Source organism: Aliiruegeria sabulilitoris (genome assembly GCF_001558155.1).
Lineage (GTDB): Bacteria > Pseudomonadota > Alphaproteobacteria > Rhodobacterales > Rhodobacteraceae > Tropicimonas > Tropicimonas sabulilitoris.
Genome location: NZ_LOAS01000022.1, coordinates 52,341 through 75,819 on the forward strand (window position 1 = coordinate 52,341; position 23,479 = coordinate 75,819).

Here is a 23,479-nt window from a genome sequence, read left to right on the forward strand (position 1 = left end):
GTTTTCCAAATCCAGAGAGAGGCATGGCCACATGACCAGCAAGAGTCAGGACGCAGATGTCGCCTTCATCGAGGCGCTTGCGGAGCTGCTGCGTGCAAACGATCTGACGGAAGTCGAGGTCATGCGAGAATATGGCGACAATGACAGCCTGAATGTTCGGGTCAGCCGGCAAATCATGGCCGCCCCGGCACCGGTCGCCTATGCCGCCCCTGCCGCAGCCCCCGCTGCCGCGCCCGCCGCGGCCCTGCCTGAGGCAACCCCGGTCGAGGATCCCGCGCAACTTCCCGGCGCCGTTACCTCTCCCATGGTTGGCACGGTCTATCTCGCCTCCGAACCGGGCGCGCCGGATTTCGTTTCCGTCGGCGACCAGGTCTCCGAAGGCCAGACCCTGCTGATCGTTGAAGCGATGAAGACCATGAACCAGATCCCGGCGCCCAAGGCGGGTACCGTGAAACGCATTCTGGTTGAAAACGGCGCCGCGGTTGAATTCGGCGCCCCGCTGATGATCATCGAGTAATGTTCGAGAAAATCCTGATCGCGAACCGGGGCGAGATCGCCCTACGAGTCATCCGCGCCTGTGCCGAGATGGGCATCAAGTCGGTCGCGGTCCATTCCACGGCCGACGCCGATGCGATGCATGTGCGGCTGGCCGACGAGAGCGTGTGCATCGGCCCGCCCTCCTCGACTCACAGCTACCTGTCTTTCCCGGCCATAATCTCCGCCTGCGAGATCACCGGGGCGGATGCGATCCATCCGGGCTATGGCTTCCTGTCGGAAAACGCGGCCTTCGTGCAGATCGTCGAAGATCACGGCCTGAGCTTCATCGGCCCGACCGCGGAACATATCCGCGTCATGGGCGACAAGATCACCGCCAAGGAGACCATGAAGGCGCTTGGCGTGCCGGTGGTTCCCGGCTCCGAAGGCGGGGTTCCTGATTACGAGACCGCGGTGACGGTGGCCGAAGAGATCGGCTATCCGGTCATCATCAAGGCCACGGCCGGCGGCGGCGGCAAGGGCATGAAGCTCGCCAAGACGCCGGAGGAGCTGGAAACGGCTTTCCGGACCGCGCGGGCCGAGGGCAAGGCCAATTTCGGCAATGCCGAAGTCTATCTCGAGAAATATCTCGGCAAACCTCGCCATATCGAGATCCAGGTCTTTGGCGATGGCAAGGGCAAGGCCGTGCATCTGGGCGAGCGGGACTGCTCACTGCAGCGCCGGCACCAGAAGGTTCTGGAAGAAGCGCCGGGGCCGGTTATCGATGCCGAGACGCGGGCCCGGATCGGCAAGGTCTGTGCCGACGCGGTTGCCCGCATCAACTATGTCGGCGCGGGCACGATCGAGTTTCTCTACGAGAATGACGAGTTCTATTTCATCGAGATGAACACCCGCCTTCAGGTGGAACATCCGGTGACCGAGGGTATCTTCGGCGTCGATCTCGTGCGCGAGCAGATCCGGGTTGCCCAAGGGCTTCCGCTCTCCTTCGAGCAGGACGACCTCGTGGTGAACGGGCATTCGATCGAGGTGCGTATCAACGCAGAGAAGCTGCCCAACTTTGTCCCCTCCCCCGGCAAGATCGGCATGTATCATGCCCCCGGTGGCCTGGGCGTGCGGATGGATTCGGCGCTCTATGGCGGCTACACGATCCCGCCCTATTACGACTCGCTCATTGGCAAGCTGATCGTGCATGGCCGCGACCGCGAGGAAGCGCTCTCGCGCCTTTCCCGCGCGCTGAGCGAGATCGTGATCGAGGGGATCGACACCACGCTGCCGCTCTTCGATGCGCTGCTTCGGGAGCCGGATATCCGGTCGGGGAATTACGACATCCACTGGCTGGAGAAATGGCTCGCCGCCCATGGCGGCTAGGCCGGCCTGTATCTCCGGGCGCGGCGCAACTGACAGCGCCGCCCCCGACAATTCCGGGAGTGCGCCTTGAGCGAGATCACCCCGCAACTGCTCCTGAGGGCCTATGCGGCCGGGATCTTTCCCATGGCCGAGCGGCGCGACAGCGAAGAGCTCTTCTGGGTCGATCCGCAGGAACGCGGCGTTTTCCCTCTGGGCGGGTTTCACATCTCGCGCTCCCTGCGCCGCCGGATCCGGCAGGCGCCCTTCCAAATCGCCGTAAACAAGGATTTCGAAGGTGTTCTGACCGGTTGCGCCGACAGGCCGGAAACCTGGATCAACGAGAAGATCTTCGCGCTCTATATCCAGCTGCACCGCGCAGGCTTTGCCCATTCGCTTGAAACCTGGGAAGGTGACACCCTCGTGGGCGGCGTCTACGGCGTCACGCTCGGCGGGGCCTTTTTCGGCGAGTCGATGTTCTCGCATCGCCGGGATGCCTCGAAAATCGCGCTGGCCTACCTGATGGACCGGCTGATCCAGGGTGGCTTCCGCCTGTTCGACACCCAGTTCCTGACCGACCACCTCGCCAGCCTCGGCGCGATCGAGATCACGCGCAAGCAGTACCATGCGCGGTTGAAGGAGGCGCTGCAGGTGCGGGCGGATTTCCTGTCGCCCGGACCGCCGCCAAACCCTCAGTTATTGTTGCAGCGCAGCAACCAGACGTCGTAGCGCGGGTGTTCCATGGCGCTGAGCGCCGGCGAGGAAGCGATCATCCAGCCGGAGAACGCCGCCTGCTCCATCGAGGAATCGCGGATCTCCAGCCAGCCGTAAGCGTCCGAATTCGGGTTGTTCGTCGGGAAACGGCAATCGCCCAGCACGATCTTCAACCGGCCAAAGAGCTTCATTTCGCCCCGGGAAACCGTGATATCAGTCGTCTCGCCGGTGATCTTGTCCAGCACCCGGATCGTACCACCCGACGCGCTCGTGGCCTGCTGCTGTGCCAGCGCAGGCATGGCGGACAAGAGCAGGATGGCGAGCCAGCGCATCAGCCTTCCTCACCCGACGAAGAGACGAATTTCGCGAGCAGCGCCAGAAGGCTCAGCGCGCCCTGCGTGTCCTCGATCTCGTCTCCCGGTTCCAGGTTGAAGGGCGATCCCCCCGGCACCAGTTCAACGTAGTTTCCGCCCAGAAGGCCCTCGGAGGAGATTGAGATAGAGGTATCTTCGGGCACATCGAGCGCGCCCCGGACGTTCAAGGTCATATCGGCGCGGAAGGTTTCCGGGTTGAGCTCCAGCCCGGTGACACTGCCGATCTTGACCCCTGCCATGCGCACATCCGTGCCGACCGAGATCCCCTCGACAGAGCGAAAACTGGCCGTCAGGTCATAGCCGTCCGGGGCTGCCGAAAGGCCCGCTCCTTGGCCAGCATAAATCAGGAATCCGACAGCCACCGCCAGCGTGGCGCCGCCTGCTATGATCTCTCCGGGGCTCTCAGACATGCATTCCTCCGTCCCGCAGTCGCGGGGCAATGGCACTCGGACACGGCATCTGGACCGGGATTACTCCGGGCGCCATGCCTCGTAATCGGATTGTTCTACCGGATCGATTCGCCGCAGGGAACCCGCGGGCTTGTAGGAAAGCTCCGGCGAGGCCGTCATATTCTCGATATGCGGCTTCTCCCAATCCTTGTGCACAAGCGGACGTTCCGAGGGCGGCTTGTCGAACGTCTTGTGCAGCCAGCCATGCCAGTCGGGCGGAATGCGGCTCGCCTCGATCTCTCCGTCGAAGATGACCCAGCGTTTGGAATCATCTTCGTTTCGATAATAGACGTTGCCCTGCTCGTCTTCGCCCACCTTTTCGCCGTGGCGAGAGGTGAAGAACTGGGTGCCGTAGGTCTGACCGTCCCACCAGGTGATGGCCCGCAGAACTGAATTCAGGATGCCCATGAATGCCTCCGGATACGTGTTGCCTTCCCGTATGGACCAACTCCCCGCCAAGGTCCAGAGACAGGGGAGCGCAGCGGCTCAATCCGCCGTATCTTTGGGGACACGCGCCGTCACCTCGATCTCGATCTTCATTTCCGGCTCCTGGAGCCCGGCGACGATCATCGTCGCGGCAGGGCGGGCTTTTGCGAAGGCCTTGCGCGTGACGGGCCAGCAGGCCGGCCAATCCTCCTTGTCGGGCAGGATGTAGCGCACCCGCACCACGTCATCGAGGCCACACCCGGCATCGCGCAACGCCGCCTCGATCGTGGCCAGCGCGTTCGCGCATTGCGTCTCGACATCCGCCGGCATGACCATCGTCGCGTAGTCATACCCGGTGGTGCCCGCCACGAAGGCCCAGCCATCGCAAAGGACGGCGCGCGAATAGCCGATCTGTTCCTCGAAGGGCGAGCCTGAGCTGATGAGCTTTCGTGACATCTTCCAATCTCCTGCGTATTCCGTGCCGAAACCGGGACGGCGCTCGCGTAAAAGCGCGGCTCGTGACCAAGCGATCCCGCCTGATACGAATGGTTAACCTTTCTTAAACCCTGTCGGTTTACCCGGAAGATCAACTTATCCAGTACGAGAGTCGAGATGTATGAACGCCTGACCTGCGCCGGGTTCTGCCTTGTGGCGAGCTGTGGAACCGCAATTGCCGGTGGGCTGGACAGGACCGGCCAATCCATCGGGATCCTTTTCGAAAACGGCGGCGCCAGCGGCGGTTATTTGCAGGTGGATCTCTTCCGGGCCTATCCCGATGTCACCGGCACGGGCGCCGGCATTGCCGGGTTCTTGGCGCCCGGTGGGTCCTATGCCAACGTTGCCGACATGTTTGACGGCATCGGTGGCGCGCTCAAGTTTCAGATCAACGACAAGCTGAGTGCTGCCTTCATTGCCGAACAGCCCTATGGCTCGGACCTCCTCTATCCCGGCAGTGGGCTGGCCACCGAGTTGGGCGGCACGCTGGCCTGGGCAGAGACCTCCTCCCTGACGGCGCTTCTGCGCTACAAGATCGACGAGAACTGGAGCGTGCATGGCGGTCTCAGATACCAGGAAATCGAGGGCGACATCCGCCTGAGCGGCTGGGCCTATGGCCCCCCCAAGGTGATGGGGTTGCCCTCGGCGAATGGCTACGAAGTCTCGCTCGGCAAGGACAGCGCCTGGGGCTATGTGCTTGGCGCCAGTTATGAAATCCCCGAAATCGCCTTTCGGGCCACGCTTACTTACAATTCCGAGATCACCCACAAGATGGACACGGAGGAGAGCGGCAATCCCTCGCCCGCCCTTGATGGCCGTTCGGTGACGGAGGTGAAGACACCGCGCTCGGTCAATCTGGACCTGCAAACAGGTATTGCCCCCGACACGCTGCTCTATGGCTCGGTTCGCTGGGCCGAATGGAGCGCCTTCCGAATCGACCCGGTCGGCTTCGTTCACCCGATGGAGGAAGGCGGTGGCGGTGTCGGCCTGGTAGAGCTGGACGACACGGTCACCTACACGGTCGGTCTGGCGCGCCGTTTCTCGGAGAAATGGTCCGGCTCCGCCGAGATCTTTTACGAACCAAGAGAGGACGGCGTCGTTGCGCCGCTCTTCCCCTCCGTCGGCTTCTGGGGCGCTGGAGTAGCGGTGCGGCGGGATTGGGAGAATTTCAACCTCTCCCTTGGGGCCCGGTATACCCGGCTGGGCGATGGCCGCGTCGAAACCCTACCCGCCGGAACGGCGCGGGCCAATTTCGAAGAGAACGACATCCTGAGCCTCGGCCTGCGCGTCGGCTATAAGTTCTGATCGCGTCCCGAGTTGGTGTCCTGAAGGGATAGCACCAAGATCAGGGGCTTCAACTCCGTGCCTCCACTGGACGGACATTTGGAGATTGCAGGCAGGCAGACGTCCCAGACGAGCACCGACACGCCATCGTCAACAAAAGAAAGGCCCCGTCATTTGCGTGACGGGGCTTCTGTTCGTGGATGACATGACTGCCGGTTCGGAGACGCCGTTGCGGCTCCCGGTTCAGCCGGCTGTCGCGTCCCGGTTCTCGGAATAGATCAGAAGCGGCTGCGCGTCGGAGGTCACGGCCTCCTCGTTGACGACCACCTCTTCCACACCTTCGAGCCCGGGCAAGTCGAACATCGTATCGAGCAGGATGTCTTCCATGATGGAGCGCAATCCGCGCGCGCCGGTCTTGCGATCGATGGCGCGGCGGGCAATGGCCTGCAGAGCATCGTCGGTAAAGGCCAGCTCGGCATCTTCCAGCTCGAACAGGCGCTGGTATTGCTTGACGATGGCGTTTTTCGGCTTGGTCAGGATGGTGACCAGAGCGTCCTCGTCGAGATTTTCTAGCGTCGCAATGACCGGCAGACGCCCGACGAATTCCGGGATCAACCCGAATTTCAGCAGGTCCTCCGGCTCGAGCGCCTTGAAGAGCTCGCCCGCATCCTGCTTGCTGTCGTCTTTCACATCGGCCCCGAAGCCGATGGCCGACCCCTTGCCCCGCTGGGCAATGATCTTGTCGAGGCCCGCAAAAGCGCCGCCGCAGATGAACAGGATGTTGGTGGTGTCCACCTGCAGGAATTCCTGCTGCGGATGCTTGCGCCCGCCCTGCGGCGGCACGGAGGCCACGGTGCCTTCCATGATCTTCAACAGAGCCTGTTGAACGCCCTCGCCCGAAACGTCGCGGGTGATCGAGGGGTTGTCCGACTTGCGGGTAATCTTGTCGACCTCGTCGATATAGACGATGCCGCGCTGTGCCCGCTCCACGTTGTACTCGGAGGCCTGCAGCAGCTTGAGAATGATGTTCTCCACGTCCTCGCCCACGTAACCGGCCTCGGTCAGCGTGGTGGCATCGGCCATCGTGAAGGGTACGTCGAGAATGCGCGCCAGCGTCTGCGCGAGATAGGTTTTGCCGCAGCCCGTCGGACCGATCAGCAGGATATTCGATTTCTGAAGCTCGATCTCCGCACTCTTGGACGCCTGGTTCAACCGCTTGTAATGGTTGTGAACCGCCACCGACAGCACGCGCTTGGCGCGCTGCTGGCCTATGACGTAGTCGTCCAGAACCTCGCAGATGTCCTTCGGCGTGGGCACGCCGTCGGTCGCCTTAAGGCCGGAGGACTTCGTTTCCTCTCGGATGATGTCCATGCAGAGCTCGACACACTCATCGCAGATGAAGACCGTCGGACCCGCGATCAGCTTGCGCACTTCGTGCTGACTCTTTCCGCAGAAAGAGCAGTAGAGCGTGTTCTTGCTGTCGCCACCGGATGTATTCGCCATGCCATTCCTCTAGGGCCTTGCGCCCTTTGTCCTTACCGGAAAACCGGTCCGCTTTCGGGGCGCTCTGCGACCGTCCCGTCCAAGCAAGATTATGGCACCCCATTCCGGGGCACAATGCCGAAATGCAGGCGGGCCGAAGCTCACGGCCCACCGCCTGTTCACACACTCGTTAGCTGGACGCTTTGTCGTCGGTCGTTTTGCGGCTTTCGACGATCTCGTCGATATGGCCCCAATCCTTGGCTTCCTGCGGCGACATGAAATTGTCCCGCTCCAGCGCATCCTGAACCTTCTTGAGGGTCTGGCCCGTATGCTTGACGTAAATCGCGTTGATCGTGTCCTTGATCTTCTGCGTCTCGGCGGCGTGGATCATGATATCCGTCGCCTGCCCCTGGTAGCCGCCGGAAGGCTGGTGCACCATGATGCGGCTGTTGGGCAGCGCGAACCGCATGCCCTTCTCGCCACCCACCGACAGCACAGAGCCCATAGAGGCCGCCTGCCCGACCACGAGGGTCGATACTTTCGGGCGGATATACTGCATCGTGTCATAGATCGACAGGCCGGAGGTCACCACGCCGCCGGGGCTGTTGATGTACATGGAAATTTCCTTGGACGGGTTCTCCGCCTCAAGGTGCAGCAACTGGGCCACGATCAATTGGCTCATGCCGTCATGGACGGGGCCGTTGACGAAAATGATCCGTTCCTTGAGCAGGCGGGAGAAAATGTCATAAGCACGCTCGCCGCGGCTGGTCTGCTCGACGACCATCGGGACGAGGTTCATATAGGTCTCACGGGGGTCTTGCATCTTGTCTGCCTCGGGTGGGGGGCGCCCGCTCGCACGCACGCCGCTGTAAATTCGTCCTAGAGTCGTAGTGTCGAGCCCCGGGGGTTGCAAGGGCAGGCCGTAACGGGGCGCGACATCTTCTCGAGTTCGAGCGAGTCGCACTATGCCTGCCCGGGTCTTTCCGAAAGGTTTCTCAACAATATGGCTCGACGTTTCGGGCCGGTGCGCGCCCCAACCCTTACCGAAGGCGGACAGAAAGTCCCGCGGGCCCATCCGGGAGGCTGCGAGCTTCTACACTGCCCATTTCCTTCATTTTGGAGTAAGCTTTTCACCAGCCACCGCGGGTCGGGAGGCCGCGGTGCCAACACTGGGAGACATGCCATGAGCGATTATTCCCGTTGTCCGAATCCGAAATTGCGCGGAGAGCCTCAGTCCATTGCCAGCATGTGCTGGTTTGCCGGCTACACGATGTTGTTTCGCTGGCGCGGCATGGAGGAGAAACTCATCCGCGACCATGTCTGGAACACCCTCGAAAGCGCGGGGATCGATGTGAAAAGCGCCAAGACCACCGGCCTCAAGTTGAAGGACAACAAGGCCGCGGGCATGGCGCTCGGCCTGAAAGTGCGCGGATACGGCCAGCCGGTCACGGTCCACAACCTGCGCGAGCTTGTCCGCCACAGCCCGGTCTGGGCAACGGGCCGGTGGTTCGAGAATACCAACCATGTTTACGTCATTACCGGCGTGTCGGATGATTGGGTGGAATATTACGATCCCTGGTACGACCATAACCCGACCGAAGCGATGGACATGCGACGCGCCACCACCGAGTGGATTCTGCAAGGCGATGGCAAATCCGCGACAGGCCTAGCGCACACGTTCCAGTGGTTCCCGCTGCAGTATTTCGAGTAACCTCCGCGCTTCAAGGGTCAGTGTTCGGAGACCTTGGAAACGAGCAGGTACACGCGGGAAAAATCTTTCTTTTCACCATTCTTGACCGGCTTGGAACGGAACACCCGACCTTCGACGCGATACAGGTTGAACCCGCTCAGGCTGTGGCCGTCCTTGATCAGGTCCCCGATAAGCGGAACGCAGTCGCTCCGGCGTTCCACGATCACGTCATGGGTGGCTTCACAATAATCGAAACTATCTTTGTCAACGAGGGCAAGGAGCATTGCAATCCACCATTTGTTTGAAAAATCCGACAACGATTGACGCAAGGTAACACAAATCCGCCAGAGGAGACAGAAAAGGCCGCGACGGTGCCACCGACGACCGAGAAAACGGGCTGCCGGTTCGGGAAAGGCCGCAGCGTTGACGTAAACGTCCCGCCCTGCCCTGCAGCGGCCTTGCCAGAAGCCCAGCAAGCCCATACCTCTTGAAAAGGGAGGTCCGGTCATGCCGAAACCGTCCGACACCAAAGCGCTGCCCGCCTTTCGCACCGCAGGCCTGACCAAGACCTATGGGACAGGCAAGGCCGCCGTGCATGCGCTTCGCGGGGTCGATCTGGAAGTACCCTCGGGCGAGTTGGTCGTGCTGCTCGGCCCCTCCGGTTCGGGCAAATCCACGCTTCTGAACATTCTCGGCGGGCTGGACCGGGCCACCAGCGGCGATGCCTATTTCACGGATCACGAGCTGACCGCCATGGCCGACAAGGAGCTGACCCTCTATCGGCGCGACCATGTCGGCTTCGTCTTCCAGTTCTACAACCTCATGCCGTCGCTCACGGCGGAGGAGAACGTGGAGCTGGTCACCGAGATCGCCCATAACCCGATGGATCCGGGCAAGGCGCTCGACCTCGTGGGCCTCGGCGAGCGGCGGCACCACTTCCCCGCCCAGCTTTCGGGCGGCGAGCAGCAGCGTGTTGCCATCGCCCGCGCCATCGCCAAGCAGCCCGACGTGCTGTTCTGCGACGAGCCCACCGGCGCTCTGGATTCCACCACTGGTCGCGCGGTGCTCAAGGTGCTGGCCGATGTCAACGCCGCGCTCGGCACCACCGTGCTCATGGTCACCCATGCCGCCGCAACCGCCGCCATGGCCCATCGCGTCATCCATTTCGCCGACGGCGCCATCCGCGACGTCGTGCCCAACGCCAGCCGCCTCGCACCGGAGCAGATCGAATGGTGAGCCTTCTCTCCCCGCTCGATCGAAAACTCCTCCGCGACCTCTGGCGCATCAAGGGTCAGGCCAGCGCCATTGCCGTCGTCATCGCGCTCGGCGTGATGACGCTGGTGATGATGACCGGCATCGTGAACACGCTGGAGGAAACGCGCACCGCCTATTACGACCGCTACCGGCTGGCCGATATCTTCGCCCCCGTGGAGCGCGCGCCGGAACGCACGTTGGAGCGGCTGGCCGAACTTCCCGGGGTCTCTGCCGTCGAAAGCCGGGTGACGGGCATGGCGCTGGTGGAGATCGCGGAGGAGCTGATCCCGATCCGGGCACAGGCTGTCTCGCTGCCCGAGCACGGCCCCGCGTGGCTCAACGATATCTTCCTCGCCGAGGGGCGAATGCCCAATCCCGACCGCGCCGACGAGGTGCTGCTGCTCAAGGGCTTCGCCGATGCCCGCGAGCTCAGGCCCGGCGCACGGCTCTCGGCCACGATGAATGGCGCACGGCGCAACTTCCACGTCACCGGCCTCGCCCAGAGCCCGGAGTTTCTCTATACTACCGCCCCGGGCGAGCTTATCCCCGACGATGCCCGCTTTGCCGTGCTCTGGATGAGCCAGGACACGCTCGCCGCCGCCTATGACATGCAAGGCGCCTTTAACGAGGCACTGGTCGCGCTGGAGCGCGGCGCCTCCGAGGCGGCGGTGCTAGACGCGGTGGACCATGTGCTCGACCCGCTGGGAGGGCTTGGCGCCTATGGGCTGGCCGACCAGCAGTCCAATTTTTTCATCAGCGAGGAGATCAACGGCGCCCGTTCTACCTCGGTCTCGGTGCCACCCATCTTTCTCGGCGTCTCCGCTTTCCTGCTCTATATCGTCATCAACCGCATCGTGCAGGCCGAGCGCGAGGAGATCGGACTGCTCAAGGCCTTCGGCTATACCGATTGGGAGGTCTCGGCCCATTATCTCAAGCTGATGCTGGTCATCGCCATCGGCGGCGCGATCTTCGGCTCCGGCCTCGGTATCGTCTCCGGCCGCGCGATGGCGGGTGTCTACCAGGAATACTACAAATTCCCCTTCCTCGTTTTCGAGTTGGAACCGCGCAGCTTCGTGCTTGGCCTCGCCATCTCCATCATCTCGGCCTGCGCGGGCGGCTTCGGCGTGCTGCGCGGTGTGTTCCGCCTCAGCCCGGCCGTGGCCATGCGCCCGCCGGCGCCGGCCGATTACAGCCGCACGGGCCACGCCGCCGGCCTCTCCCGCCGCCTGCTGGACCAGCCCGGCCGCATGGTGCTGCGCCGGCTCCAGCGCCAGCCGGGGCGCATGTTCGGCGCGGCCATCGGCATCGCCACCGGCATGGCGCTCTCCGTGGGCATGATCGGCGTGCAGGTCGGCTTCAACCAGACGATCGAGCTGTCCTTCTCCGTGCTCGACCGCTCCGACGCCCAGATCACCTTCACCCATGCCATGTCCGACAAGGTGATCTACGAGCTCGCCCGCCTGCCCGGTGTCGAGGAGGTCGAGCCGGTCCGCTACGTCTCCGTTCTGCTCCGGCACGATTTCCACGACCATCGCGGCGCTATCAACGGGCAGCTTTCCGAACCGCGACTGGCCCGCGCGATGGACAACAAGCAGCGCCCACTGCCCCTGCCCGAGCAAGGGATCGTCCTCTCCACCACGCTGGCGCGCGTGCTCGACGCAAGCCCCGGCGACACGATCACCGCCGAGATCCGCGAAGGCCGCCGCCCGGTGCTCTACCTGCCCGTCGTGGCCGTGGCCGACTCCCTGCTCGGCTCGCCCGCCTACATGCATATCGACGCGTTGAACGGCGCCCTGAACGAGCCCGGGCGGGTCTCCGGTGCCTATCTCCGGATCGACGAGGACGCCGCGGAGTCGGTTTTCCGCGCCGTGCGCGACATGCCCGGCGTTGCCGGGATCGGGCTGAAACAGGATATGCGCAATTCGATCCAGTCGATCATGGATAGCGGCATGGGCGCGATGCGCTTCATCATGCTCGGCATTGCCGGCATCGTCACCTTCGGCATTGTCTACAATTCTGCCCGCATCGCCTATGCCGAACGCGCGCGGGACCTGGCCAGCCTGCGGGTGATCGGGTTTTCGCGCGCCGAAGCCGCCTTCGTGCTGTTGGGTGAGCTGGGCTTGATCACGCTCACCGCGCTGCCGCTGGGCGCGCTCATGGGCTATGGCATGGCGGCGCTGGTTTCTGCCGCCTTCTCGACCGAGGTCTATTCGATCCCGCTGATGTTCGATGCCCACACGGTGGGAACCGCCGCGCTGGCGGTGCTGGTCTCGGCGGCGCTGTCGGGTTGGCTGGTGAAGCGGGACCTTGACAGGATCGAGCTGGTCTCGGCACTGAAGACACGGGAGTAAGGGATATGGCGTCGAAGAAAACATCCCGCAGGCTGATCACCTTCGCAATCCTCGCCGCGCTCGCCGGCGCGCTGGCATGGGCGTTTCGTCCGCAGCCGGTGCTTGTGGACATGGCCACGGTCACGCGCGGCCCGATGATGGTGACCATCGACGAAGAGGCCCGCACCCGCGTCCATGAGCCCTATGTCGTCTCCACCCCGGTCGCCGGTCGCCTGATGCGGGTCGAGGTCGAGCCGGGCGATACGGTCGCGCGCGGCACGACCGTGGTGGCGCAGATGCTGCCGATCAACCCCTCCGCGCTCGACATCCGCACCCGTGAACAGGCGCGTGCGGCGGTGACGGCGGCGGAGGCCACGCTGCGGGTGGCCCGCGCCGATCTGAACAAGGCCATCGCCGATAACGACCTTGCGCAATCGGACCTCGCGCGCGCCGAACGGCTGACGACGAGCGGCACGCTGTCACAAGCCTCGCTGGAACGCGCGCAATCTGTCGCCCGCGCGGCACAGGCCACGCTCGACACCGCCGAGGCCGCCATTTCCATGCGCGAGGCCGAGGTGGACACCGCCCGCGCCCAACTCATCGGTTTCGACGATCATGGGCTCGCCGCCGCGCTCCAGATCACCCGCGAGAGCGCCACGCCGCTCTTCGCCCCGGCGTCGGGCCGCATCCTGCAGGTGATGCAGAAGAGCGAGACAACCCTGCCCGTCGGCACGCCGATCATGGAGATCGGCAATATCGAGGACGACCTGGAGGTGGTGGTCGAACTGCTCTCCACCGATGCGGTGCAAGTCGATATAGGCGACCGGGTGATCATCGACAAATGGGGCGGCGCGGAACCGCTCGCGGGGAAAGTGGTTCGGGTGGATCCGTGGGGCTTCACCAAATATTCCGCGCTCGGCGTGGAGGAGCAGCGGGTGAATGCCCGTATCCGCTTCACCGATCCGCCCGAGACGCGCGCCGCCCTCGGGCATGGCTACCGGGTGGAGGCGCGGATCGTCGTCTGGGAAAAGGAAGACGCCATCATCGCGCCCGCCAGCGCAGTTTTTCGCGCGAATGGTGGACATGCCGTGTTCGTGGTCCAGAACGGTGTCGCGGAGATGCGCCCGGTCGAGGTCGAGCGGTCCAACGGGCTGCAAAGTTCGATCAAGTCGGGACTGGAGCAGGGCGAGACGATCATCCTCTACCCGGCACCGGGACTGAGCGCGGGCACCAAGGTGGCCCGTCGAATGGAATCCTGAGAACGCCTCTACGCCATCGCCACCGAGCTCGCGGCCCGGCTGATGGCCAGGGCACTGATGAGCTTTCCGGTTTCCTACAAGTCTACCTTGCTTGCCGGCGGCGGTGGGAGCTGACTCCCGCCGCGCCGTTCAGCTACGCACCACGAAGACGGATTGCTTCGCGTGGCGGACAACCCGGGCCGCGTTCGGGCCCAGAAGGTAATCCTCGAACTCCGGCTTGTGCGAGCCGAGCACGATCATGTCGGCCCCGATCCGGTTCGCCGTCTTGAGGATATTGTCATAGATATGCCCCTTCACGACAGTCAGGTCGTAGCGGATCTCATCCGGCACTTCCTTGGCGGCCCACTCCTCAAAGCGGCGTTTCTCGTCCTCGACCATTTTCCGGGACTGCTCCGCCGAGAAGAACGAGCCGACAACGGACATGCCGAAATCGGGGATGACATTGATGATATGCAGCCCGGCATCATAGGCGCGGGTGAGTCGGAAGGCCGCCTCCGCAACCCGATGTGCCATTGGACCATCATTGAGGTCGATGGCCACGAGGATGGATTTATACATCTGTTGGCTCCTCAGAACGCGGGTTGAACGGCCCGCGGGCGCTGGATCAGGACAATCCCGGCCAGCAGCAGCAGAGCGGGAAAGAAGAAGATCTCCTTGGGCATCCGATCGTTCTCGATCTGGACTTCGCTGATCACGACCGGCGTATCGCCGTAGAAATCATACTGGTTCGCCAGCTCCTCGAAGAAAGGTGTACCAAAGAAAGGCTCTTCAAGCACCAATTGATCGCCTTCCGGCAAGATTGCCAGCCCCTGGGCTTGCAAGGCTGCATCCGTGTCACCAAGGACCGCTGGAATGACGATGGTGGAACTTCGCGGGTCGCTCGTGTCGTAATCCGGCCCCGCCACGACGAGGCGTATAAACGCGCCATCCTCCTGTTCGGCCATGGCCGTGACCGCGGCCTCGCCGGTGAGGTGGGAGTATTTCTCCGTGACCTGATCAAGGAAGTAGCCGGGTCGGAACAGCATGAAGGCGATGAAAAGCAGCACCACACTCTCCCAGACACGCGACTTGGCAAAGAAATAGCCCTGTGTAGCGGCAGCAAAGAGCAGCATCGCCAAAAGGCTGACGCAGAAGACCATAACCGCCTTGAGCGGCCCGACATTGATCAGCAGCAGGTCGGTATTGAAGATGAAAAGGAAGGGCAGAAGCGCCGTCCGGATCGAATAGAAGAACGCCGTGAGGCCCGTGCCCAGCGGATCGCCGCGCGAGATGGCCGCCGCCGCGAAACTGGCAAGCCCAACCGGTGGTGTCACATCCGCCATGATCCCGAAATAGAACACGAAGAGGTGCACCGCGATCAGTTCCACCACGAGGCCGGACTGGGCCCCAACCGTCAGGATCACCGGCACCATGAGCTGGCTGACCACGATGTAATTGGCCGTGGTCGGAAGGCCCATGCCGAGAATCAGCGACAGGACGGCCACGAGGATCAGCAGGATCATCAGGTTCCCGCCCGAGATCACTTCGATCACCTGGCCGATCACCTGGTGGGCGCCGGTCAGCGAGATGGTGCCAACGATGATGCCGACAGCACCGGTGGCAACACCGATCGAGGTCATGTTGCGGGCACCGGCAATCAGGCCCTGGACGAAATCGCCGAACCCTTCGATCACCTCGTTGCTGATCGCCTCGCCCCGGAAGAACGCCTTGAGCGGGCGGTGGGTGACGGCGATGAAAATCATCGCGATTGTCGCCCAGAAGGCCGAGAGCGCCGGCGACAGCCGGTCGAGCGTGGCGGTGTCGACCATCAGGTTCCAGACCAGCACGAAGATCGGCAGGGCGTAGTACGAGCCGCCGATCATCGTCGGTGTGAGCCGCGGGGCCACCGGCGCCTTTTCGGGGTCGTCCACCTCGATATCGGGGTATTTCGCCGCGACATAGACCAGCGCCAGATAGGCGACGCCGAGAATGCCGACCGAGAGGTAGAGCGATGTGCCGGCCATCACCGGGTCGAGCAGCGAGCGCAGCAGGATCACCGCATAGGTGATGACGCCGAGGCCGAGAAAGCCGGTAAGGAACAGCAGCGCGATAAGCAGAACGCCGAGCTTGCGGCCCTGTTTCTCAAGCCCCTGCAACCCGAGCTTCAGGCTCTCCAGGTGCACGATATAGAGCAGCGCGATATAGGAGATTATCGCCGGCAGAAACGCGTGCTTGACCACGTCGATGTAGGGAATGTTCACATACTCGACCATCAGGAAGGCAGCGGCCCCCATGACGGGCGGCGTGATCTGACCGTTGACCGAGGAGGCCACCTCGACGGCGCCCGCCTTGTTGGCCGGAAAGCCGATGCGCTTCATCAGCGGAATGGTGAAGGTGCCGGTGGTCACCGTGTTGGCGATGGAGGAGCCGGAAATCAGGCCCGTCATCATCGAGGAGAGCACCGCGGCCTTGGCCGGGCCACCGCGCAGCGCGCCCAGAAGCGCGATCGCGACCTTGATGAACCAGTTGCCCCCGCCGGCACGGTCGAGCACCGCGCCGAAGAGCACGAAGAGGAAGATCATCGTCGTTGAAACGCCGAGCGCCACGCCGAAGACGCCTTCGGTCTGCATCCAGTAGTGGCCGAGTGCCTTGGACACCGAGGAGCCGCCGTAATTGGTCAGCTCGCGCACCCATTGGGAATATCCCCCGAAGAAGGTGAAGGCGACAAAGACCGAGGCGATGACCACCAGCGGCATGCCGAGCGAGCGGTAGACAGCGATCATCAGCACGATCACGCCCATGGCGGAGATGACGATGTCGGTCGGGCTCCACAATCCGGGGCGGTCGGCGATGTCCAGCCGGAAGACCACGAGATAGAGCGTGGCGGTCAGGCCCAGGGCGACGAGCAGCCAGTCATACCAGGGGATGCGGTCATGGTCGGCCTTGCGAAGCGGGAAGGCGAGCGTCGCCAGCGTCAGCGCGAAGGCCAGGTGGATGAAACGGGCCTGCGTGACCAGCAGGGCAAAGAAGGACATGCCGGTATATTGGGCCAGCATGCCCGGCACGCGCGAGGCGATATAGAGCTGGAAGACCGACCAGGTGATGCAGATGCCGAGGAACAGGCGCGCCTGCCAGCCTCCCGGGTCGCGCGCACCGGTATCGGCTTCGGCGACGATATCATAGGCGGCGTCATGCGCGGCGCTTTGATGAGTGTCCTTGTCGGTCATGTGCATCCCCGTTCGCGAGATTTGTGTGTCACGGGCGTTGTGCCCTTGCGGCGATCACGCCGGGTTCGGAGATCTTTCAGGGCCTTGCCCCGGTTCCGCGTTGCGGGTCTCCCCCGGAAATACCTTCAAAATACTGAAAAGCTGTCGCCGGATTCTGCGCGTTGAATTGCGTTTATACGGGGGCGCGCGACGTTCGGCGCCCCCGCAAATGTCAGGAAGGACCCACGAGGTTTACTCGATCAGGCCAAGTTCCTTGTAGGCTTTCTCGGCGCCCGGGTGCAGCGGGGCAGAGAGACCGTCCTTGACCATTTCTTCGGCCTTGAGGTTGGCGAAGGCCGGGTGCAGGCCGCGGAAGGCGTCGAGGTTTTCCATCACCGCCTTGGCGACGACATAGGCAACTTCGTCCGAAACATCGGCAGAGGTCACGAAGGTGGCGCCCACACCGAAGGTCGTGGTTTCCTTATCGGTACCAGCATACATGCCGGCGGGGATCGTGGCGACACGGTAGTAGGAATTCTCGGACACGAGCTTGTCGATCGGCTCGCCGACCACGTCCACGAGCCGCACGTCGCAGGTGGTGGTGGCTTCCTTGATGGCAGCGGCCGGGTGGCCGATGGTGTAGATCATCGCGTCGATGTTGTTGTCGCAGATCTCCTTGGCCATCTCGGCGCCCTTGAACTCGGTAGCGAGACCAAGGTCATCCATGCCGATGCCAAAGGCGGCCATGACCACTTCCATCGTGGCGCGCTGGCCGGAACCGGGGTTACCCACGTTCACGCGCTTGCCCTTGATGTCTTCGAATTTCTCGATGCCGCTGTCGCCGCGAACCAGCAGCGTAAAGGGTTCGGGATGGACTGAGAACATGGCGCGCAGCTCGGGGAAGGCGTTGCCCTCGAACTTGGAGGTGCCGTTCAGCGCGTGGTATTGCCAGTCGGACTGGGCGACGCCGAATTCCAGCTCACCCTGCTTGATCGTGTTGATGTTGTAGACCGAACCGCCGGTGGATTCGACGGCGCAGCGGATGCCGTGCTCCTTGCGGTCCTTGTTCACGAGGCGGCAGATCGCGCCACCAGTGGGGTAGTAGACGCCGGTCACACCACCGGTGCCGATGGAGATGAATTCGTCCGCAAAGGCTGCAGCGCCGGAGAGGGCGGTGGTGGCGGCGACCAGTGCGCCGACGAGATGTCTGTTCATATGATGTCTCCCTGTCGAAGAGCCGCAGCAGATCGCGGCCTGCCGGAGGTTGAAACGAGTGATTGAAGAACGTCAAGTCAACCGGGCGCGGTAATTTGTTCGCAGAGAGCCGCCTGGCGCGGCTCGGCGGCGGAAAATTGCGACCTTTTTGACCTTGGGTAAACCCCTATGAGGGCGGCGGAAACCGGCCAGATTTGGAACGATTAAATCTTGCCGATATGCCTTTGAGCCGTTCCGGAGCGACCGGACACGACATCTGGTCTCCGCGCGGGTCGAGCCTCGAGCGCCCCCGCGCCTGCCGATCTCCGCCAGCCGCTCCATATGGTCGCAGGAAAGCAAATGCACAAAAAACAGGCACCAAACCTCTCGACCGCGGCCCCGCCGCCGCGCCGTCTGCACATCAGGTTGCCGCCGCAGGTGACTGAAAAGGAAAAATTTTGCGCAACCGGGCGGTTGTCGGCTTTCGACCGTTTCGGGTGCGCGCCCGGCAGATTGGCCGGTTCCCAAGACCTGCCAAGCGTTTCATTTGCTCTTTTGGGCTGAACTACCTACATATTTTTGCAACGTGTTGCGGCGGTCACTGGCCCGGGCGTGAAAAAGGCCGACAAAAGGCGTGAAGACAGGGGGAGAAAGTGACAGAGCAGTCGGATGCGACACTCGCATTGATCGCGGCATTGCCATTTATCGGCGCGTTGTTCCCGGGATTGATGATCCGCGTTGGGCGTAATGCCTGTGCGCTGTCGGCCGGATGGGCGACGCTGTCGGCACTGATCCTGCTGATGATCCATTCCACCGTCATCTGGCGCGGCGAGGTCGTGGTCTATCGCATCGACTGGATGCCGATGCTGGGGCTGAACGCCAATTTCCGGCTGGACGGGCTGGGGCTGCTCTTTGCCATGATGATCCTCGGGATCGGGCTTCTGATCATCCTCTATGCGCGCTTCTACCTGAGCCGCGAAGACCCGATGGGGCAATTCTACACCTACCTGATGCTGTTCCAGGGGGCGATGCTGGGCATCGTTCTGTCCGACAACATCCTGATGATGGTGATTTTCTGGGAACTGACCTCGCTCTCCTCCTTCCTGCTCATCGGCTATTGGAAACATACGAGGGCGGGCCGTCAGGGCGCGCGAATGGCGCTCGCGGTGACCGGGCTGGGCGGGCTGGCCCTGATCGGGGGCATGTTGTTGCTGGGCAATGCGGCAGGATCCTATGACCTGTCCGTCATTCTGACCAAACGTGAAGAGGTCCTTGCCTCGCCCTATCTGGCGCCGATGCTGATCCTGATCCTGCTCGGCGCCTTTACCAAGTCGGCGCAGTTCCCGTTCCAGTTCTGGCTGCCGCACGCGATGGCCGCCCCGACGCCGGTTTCGGCCTATCTGCACTCGGCGACGATGGTGAAGGCGGGGCTGTTCCTGATGGCGCGGCTCTGGCCCGTTTTCGCGGGGACCGATCTGTGGTTCTACCTGGTGGCGACGACCGGCCTCATCACCATGCTGGTCGGCGCAAAGATCGCCATTTTCAAGGACGACCTGAAGGCGCTGCTGGCCTATTCGACGGTCAGCCACCTCGGGCTCATCACCATGCTGCTGGGCTTCGGCACCACGGCGGCGGCGACGGCGGCGGCGTTTCACATCATCAACCACACGATCTTCAAGGCCGCGCTGTTCATGACCGCCGGCATTGTCGATCACGAGGCCCATACGCGCTCGATCAAGCGGCTCGGGGGCTTGCGGGTGCTTATGCCGATCACGGCCACGCTCGCGATCATCACGTCGCTCTCCATGGCGGGCCTGCCCTTCTTCAACGGCTTCCTGTCCAAGGAGCTGATGCTGGAGGAGGCCGCGCACACCTCCTGGCTCGGCAATCCCTGGCTGGTGCCGGTTCTGGCGACGCTCGGCGGGCTGTTTTCGGCTGCCTATTCCTTCCGCTACATTGGTCACGTCTTCCTTGGGCCGGAGCGGACGGACTACCCCTCGCATCCGCATGACCCGCCCTTCGGCATGTGGGCCGCGCCCGCGCTGCTGGCGGCGATGGTCGTCGTGATCGGGGTGATCCCGCAGGCCGTTGTCGGCGGGTTCCTGAACGTGGTGGCCGATGCGATCACGCAGGAGCACCTGCACCTGCACAAGCTCAAGATCTGGCACGGCTTCACCCCGGCGCTCGGCATGAGTGCCATCGCTACGCTCGGCGGTCTCGCCGTGTTCTATTTCTTCACACCGCTGGAGCGGATCTGGGTGGCCACGCCCAAGCCCGACGCCAAGCGCATGTTCGACGCGCTGGTGATGTTCCTGCATCGCACCCTGGGCCGCATCTCCAACAACCTGCATGACGGCCGCCTGACCAAGTTCCTCGCCATATTCGGCGCGACCACGGTTGCGCTCGGGCTCTTTGCCTATGTCTCGGGCAGCCACACCCCGGGCACGCGCGAGATGATCGCGCCAACGCTGGTGGATTACATCGGGACGATCCTGTTGATCGCCTCCACCATGGCGATCATGAACTATCACCGCTCGCGTCTGCTGGTGCTGGTGCTGATCGGGATCAACGGGCTGATCGTTTCGGTGATCTTCGTGCGCCTCTCCGCGCCCGACCTCGCCATGACGCAGGTCACGGTCGAGGTGGTCACGCTGATCCTCATGCTGCTGGCGCTGCACTTCCTGCCCAAGCATACGCCGCGCGAGTCGAGTTGGTCGCGGCGCTCCCGCGACGCAACCATCGCCGGGGCGGCGGGTCTAGCCGTCGCGGCGCTCTCCTGGGCGTTGATGACCCGCGATTTCGAGACGATTTCCGGCTATTACCTCAAGCACGCCAAGCCCGATGGCGGCGGCACCAACGTGGTCAACGTGATCCTGGTGGACTTCCGTGGCTACGATACGTTCGGCGAGATCATTGTGCTCGGCATCGCAGCACTGCTGATCTTCGCGCTGGAAGAGGCGCTGATGGATGGCCGGGCCAGCCGCAAGCTGGCCAACTGGATCCACGAGATGCGCTACTCCAAGGACCGCCACCCGCTGATGATGGTCGTCGCGACCCGGATGATGATGCCGACCTCGCTCATGGTGGGCGTCTATATCTTCCTGCGCGGGCATAACGATCCGGGCGGCGGCTTCATCGCCGGTCTCGTGGTCGCCATCGCGCTGTTGATGCAATACATGGCCTCGGGCTTCGCCTGGGCGAGCGACCGGATACAGTTCCCCTATCACGCCTTCATCGGCTGGGGCGTGCTGATCGCAGGCATCACCGGGATCGGCGCCTGGTTCAACGGTTTCCCCTTCCTCACCTCGGATTTCGGCTATGTCCACCTGCCCCCCATCGAGGAGTTCGAGCTGGCCACGGCGATGGCCTTCGACCTCGGCGTCTTCCTTACCGTGGTCGGCGCGGTGATGCTGGCGATCTACTCGCTCTCGCGCATTGCCCGTCGCACCGGGGAATCGGTGAACGTCTCGCCGATGGATTACGACCCCTCCACGGTCGACCCCTTCGAAGAAGGCCACGTTCGAAACGTCAGAACCACCGGGGAGGAGCGCTGAGATGGAAGCCCTTCTTGCCATCGTGATCGGGTTGCAGACAGCCGGCGGGGTCTACCTGATCCTGCGCCGCCGGACCTTCTCGGTCATTATCGGAACCGCGCTGCTGACCTATTCGGTCAACCTGTTCCTCTTCGCCTCGGGCCGGCTGGCCATCGACATGCCGCCGATCTACACTCCCGGTGTCGAAAACTATACCGACCCCCTCCCCCAGGCGCTGGTGCTGACAGCCATCGTGATCTCCTTCGGCATGACGGCGGTGGCGGTGCTGATCGCGCTCGGCGCCTACCTGGAATCCGATATCGACCATATCGACCTGCGGCGCGATCCGAACGATCTCGACCTCGATCCCGACGAGATTCCGTGGGAACAGGACCCGCGCGATCCGGGCCTCGAAGCGCCGAAGGGGGATTTCGGATGAGCCCCAATCACTGGATAATCCTGCCCGTCGTCATGCCCGCGATGATGGCCGCCGTCATGGCCATGGCGATGCGTCACGACGTGGTCCTGCAGCGGGTCTTCTCGCTGGCCGCCACGGTGGCGTTGATCGCCATCTCGGCGGGGCTGTTCATCTCGACGCTGGACGGCACGATCCACACCTACCAGCTCGGCGACTGGGTGCCGCCCTTCGGCATCGTGTTGGTGCTGGACCGGCTTTCGGCGATGATGCTGCTGCTCACCTCGCTATTGGCCGCGGGCGTCATCCTCTATGTGGCCGGCTCCGGATGGGACACGCGCGGCTGGCATTTCCACGCCCTTTTCGCCTTTCAGGTCATGGGCGTGAACGGTGCCTTCCTGACCGGCGACGCCTTCAACCTCTTCGTCTTCTTCGAGATCCTGCTCATCGCCTCCTATGGCCTGATGATCCATGCCGGCGGCGGAATCCGGCTCAGGGCCGGGCTGCAATATGTGGTGATGAACCTCGCCGGCTCGACGCTGTTCCTGTTCGCCATGGGCACGCTCTACGCGGTCACCGGAACGCTCAACATGGCCGACATGGCCCTGCGCGTGCGCGAGCTGGACCCGGGCGACCAGGCGCTGCTGCGTACCGGCGCCATGATTCTGCTCATCGTCTTTGGCATCAAGGCCGCGGCCTTTCCGCTGCAATTCTGGCTGCCTGGCACCTATTCAAACGCGCCTGCGCCCGTCGCCGCCTTCTTCGCCATCATGACCAAGGTCGGCGCCTACGCGATCCTGCGGATGTATTCGCTGGTCTTCTCGCCCGAAAGCGCGGCCATTGGCACATTCTTCCTCGACCTGCTGCTGCCCGCCGGCCTGCTGACGCTGTTCTTTGGCGCCATCGGGGTGCTCGGGGCCAAGCAATTGCCACGGCTCGCTTCCTTCTCGGTGCTGGCCTCGATGGGCACGCTGCTGATCGCGCTCTCCATCGGCACCCAAACCGGGCTGACGGCGGCGCTGTTTTACCTGCTCCACTCCACCTTCGCCGCCGCCGCGCTCTTCCTCGTGCTCGACCTCGTGGCCGACAGCCAGGGCCCGACGATCCGCGCGCCCGGCGGGTTGGTTGCCGCATTGTTCTTTGCCGCCGCCATTGCCGTCGCCGGCATGCCGCCGCTTTCGGGTTTCGTCGGCAAGCTGCTCATCCTCGATGCGAGCCGCGATGCGCCCCAGATGGCGCTGATCTGGAGCATGATCCTTGGCACCTCGCTGCTGGTCATCGTCGGGTTCGCCATGCGCGGCAGCCGCTATTTCTGGAAACCGCTCGATCCGGGCTTTGCCAATCCCGAAAATCTCGACCCCGACGGCAACCCCGTCGCCGCCCACCCGATCCGGTCGCTTGCGATCACCGCCAGTTTCGTTCCGTTTGCGCTGCTGGTGCTGCTGACCATCGCCGCCGGGCCGGTCACGGCGGTCCTGTCCGACACGGCCGCGCAATTGCTGGAGCCCGACCGCTATATCGAGGCCGTCCTTGGCCCGCAGTCCGGGGAGCACTGA

The 23,479-nt window shown here is 63.4% G+C and carries 21 protein-coding genes; 11 read left to right on the plus strand and 10 right to left on the minus strand.

The window, feature by feature from the left end:
* The first annotated feature begins 31 nt into the window (after positions 1–31).
* The 3 genes from accB (at position 32) to aat (ending at position 2,568) form a co-directional block, all read left to right on the plus strand.
* Complete coding sequence (gene accB / locus AX756_RS17465) at positions 32–517, plus strand: acetyl-CoA carboxylase biotin carboxyl carrier protein (protein WP_068314592.1); 486 nt, start codon at positions 32–34, stop codon at positions 515–517.
* The gene (gene accC / locus AX756_RS17470) at positions 517–1,863 is read left to right on the plus strand and encodes an acetyl-CoA carboxylase biotin carboxylase subunit (RefSeq protein WP_068314596.1); all 1,347 of its coding nucleotides are present in this window, start codon (positions 517–519) and stop codon (positions 1,861–1,863) included. Before accB ends, accC begins: the two co-directional genes overlap by 1 nt.
* A gap of 66 nt (positions 1,864–1,929) precedes the next feature.
* Positions 1,930–2,568, plus strand: coding sequence for a leucyl/phenylalanyl-tRNA--protein transferase (gene aat / locus AX756_RS17475; RefSeq protein ID WP_082739167.1), 639 nt, complete (start codon positions 1,930–1,932; stop codon positions 2,566–2,568).
* Here the strand turns inward: aat and AX756_RS17480 are convergent.
* The 4 genes from AX756_RS17480 to AX756_RS17495 all read right to left on the minus strand — a co-directional run bounded on the left by AX756_RS17480 (position 2,532) and on the right by AX756_RS17495 (position 4,258).
* A complete protein-coding gene (locus tag AX756_RS17480) occupies positions 2,532–2,885 on the minus strand; it encodes a DUF2155 domain-containing protein (RefSeq protein WP_068314599.1) in 354 nt (117 codons plus the stop codon). The genes aat and AX756_RS17480 overlap by 37 nt on opposite strands.
* Positions 2,885–3,337, minus strand: coding sequence for an outer membrane lipid asymmetry maintenance protein MlaD (gene mlaD, locus AX756_RS17485; RefSeq protein ID WP_068314601.1), 453 nt, complete (start codon positions 3,335–3,337; stop codon positions 2,885–2,887). Before mlaD ends, AX756_RS17480 begins: the two co-directional genes overlap by 1 nt.
* Before the next feature lie 60 nt (positions 3,338–3,397).
* Complete coding sequence (locus tag AX756_RS17490; RefSeq protein ID WP_068314602.1) at positions 3,398–3,784, minus strand: NADH:ubiquinone oxidoreductase subunit NDUFA12; 387 nt, start codon at positions 3,782–3,784, stop codon at positions 3,398–3,400.
* A 78-nt stretch (positions 3,785–3,862) separates the two neighbouring features.
* Positions 3,863–4,258 carry a RidA family protein gene (locus tag AX756_RS17495; RefSeq protein ID WP_068314605.1) on the minus strand — a complete coding sequence of 132 codons (396 nt, stop codon included), beginning with the start codon at positions 4,256–4,258 and terminating at the stop codon, positions 3,863–3,865.
* A gap of 156 nt (positions 4,259–4,414) precedes the next feature.
* Here AX756_RS17495 and AX756_RS17500 point away from each other — a divergent pair, with 156 nt between their 5' ends.
* Positions 4,415–5,602, plus strand: a complete 1,188-nt coding sequence (locus AX756_RS17500) for an OmpP1/FadL family transporter (protein ID WP_068314607.1) — start codon at positions 4,415–4,417, stop codon at positions 5,600–5,602.
* Positions 5,603–5,824: 222 nt separating this feature from the next.
* Here AX756_RS17500 and clpX read toward each other — a convergent pair whose 3' ends face one another.
* Entirely contained in the window at positions 5,825–7,084 is a 1,260-nt protein-coding gene (gene clpX / locus AX756_RS17505; RefSeq protein ID WP_068314609.1) for an ATP-dependent Clp protease ATP-binding subunit ClpX, read from the minus strand.
* 169 nt (positions 7,085–7,253) lie between these two features.
* Positions 7,254–7,886 carry an ATP-dependent Clp protease proteolytic subunit gene (locus AX756_RS17510; protein ID WP_068314612.1) on the minus strand — a complete coding sequence of 211 codons (633 nt, stop codon included), beginning with the start codon at positions 7,884–7,886 and terminating at the stop codon, positions 7,254–7,256.
* 360 nt (positions 7,887–8,246) lie between these two features.
* On the opposite strand from AX756_RS17510, the gene AX756_RS17515 reads away from it, so the two are divergent.
* Positions 8,247–8,774 (plus strand): papain-like cysteine protease family protein, encoded by a 528-nt coding sequence (locus tag AX756_RS17515; RefSeq protein WP_163886850.1) that lies wholly within the window; start codon positions 8,247–8,249, stop codon positions 8,772–8,774.
* Between the two features lie 17 nt (positions 8,775–8,791).
* Here the strand turns inward: AX756_RS17515 and AX756_RS25710 are convergent, their stop codons facing one another.
* The gene (locus AX756_RS25710; protein WP_156461548.1) at positions 8,792–9,262 is read right to left on the minus strand and encodes a hypothetical protein; all 471 of its coding nucleotides are present in this window, start codon (positions 9,260–9,262) and stop codon (positions 8,792–8,794) included.
* On the opposite strand from AX756_RS25710, the gene AX756_RS17525 reads away from it, so the two are divergent.
* Genes AX756_RS17525 through AX756_RS17535 form a run of 3 tightly spaced genes read left to right on the plus strand, consistent with a single transcriptional unit; the run spans position 9,261 to position 13,596 of the window.
* On the plus strand, positions 9,261–9,989 hold the full coding sequence (locus AX756_RS17525; protein ID WP_068314625.1) for an ABC transporter ATP-binding protein: 729 nt from the start codon (positions 9,261–9,263) through the stop codon (positions 9,987–9,989). The two genes, AX756_RS25710 and AX756_RS17525, sit on opposite strands and share 2 nt — an antisense overlap.
* Complete coding sequence (locus tag AX756_RS17530) at positions 9,983–12,358, plus strand: ABC transporter permease (RefSeq protein ID WP_068314628.1); 2,376 nt, start codon at positions 9,983–9,985, stop codon at positions 12,356–12,358. The genes AX756_RS17525 and AX756_RS17530 overlap by 7 nt, the downstream gene beginning before the upstream one ends.
* Before the next feature lie 5 nt (positions 12,359–12,363).
* Positions 12,364–13,596, plus strand: coding sequence for an efflux RND transporter periplasmic adaptor subunit (locus AX756_RS17535; protein ID WP_068314631.1), 1,233 nt, complete (start codon positions 12,364–12,366; stop codon positions 13,594–13,596).
* 129 nt (positions 13,597–13,725) lie between these two features.
* On the opposite strand, the gene AX756_RS17540 is transcribed toward AX756_RS17535, so the two are convergent.
* The 3 genes from AX756_RS17540 to AX756_RS17550 form a co-directional block, all read right to left on the minus strand.
* On the minus strand, positions 13,726–14,154 hold the full coding sequence (locus AX756_RS17540; protein WP_068314634.1) for a universal stress protein: 429 nt from the start codon (positions 14,152–14,154) through the stop codon (positions 13,726–13,728).
* A gap of 11 nt (positions 14,155–14,165) precedes the next feature.
* Positions 14,166–16,802, minus strand: coding sequence for a TRAP transporter permease (locus AX756_RS17545; RefSeq protein ID WP_068314776.1), 2,637 nt, complete (start codon positions 16,800–16,802; stop codon positions 14,166–14,168).
* A 231-nt stretch (positions 16,803–17,033) separates the two neighbouring features.
* A complete protein-coding gene (locus AX756_RS17550; protein ID WP_068314636.1) occupies positions 17,034–17,996 on the minus strand; it encodes a TAXI family TRAP transporter solute-binding subunit in 963 nt (320 codons plus the stop codon).
* Between the two features lie 632 nt (positions 17,997–18,628).
* On the opposite strand from AX756_RS17550, the gene AX756_RS17555 reads away from it, so the two are divergent.
* Genes AX756_RS17555 through AX756_RS17565 form a run of 3 tightly spaced genes read left to right on the plus strand, consistent with a single transcriptional unit; the run spans position 18,629 to position 23,479 of the window.
* Positions 18,629–21,529 (plus strand): monovalent cation/H+ antiporter subunit A, encoded by a 2,901-nt coding sequence (locus AX756_RS17555; RefSeq protein WP_068314638.1) that lies wholly within the window; start codon positions 18,629–18,631, stop codon positions 21,527–21,529.
* Position 21,530: 1 nt separating this feature from the next.
* Positions 21,531–21,947, plus strand: coding sequence for a Na+/H+ antiporter subunit C (locus AX756_RS17560; protein WP_082739169.1), 417 nt, complete (start codon positions 21,531–21,533; stop codon positions 21,945–21,947).
* Positions 21,944–23,479 carry a monovalent cation/H+ antiporter subunit D gene (locus tag AX756_RS17565; protein ID WP_068314641.1) on the plus strand — a complete coding sequence of 512 codons (1,536 nt, stop codon included), beginning with the start codon at positions 21,944–21,946 and terminating at the stop codon, positions 23,477–23,479. Before AX756_RS17560 ends, AX756_RS17565 begins: the two co-directional genes overlap by 4 nt.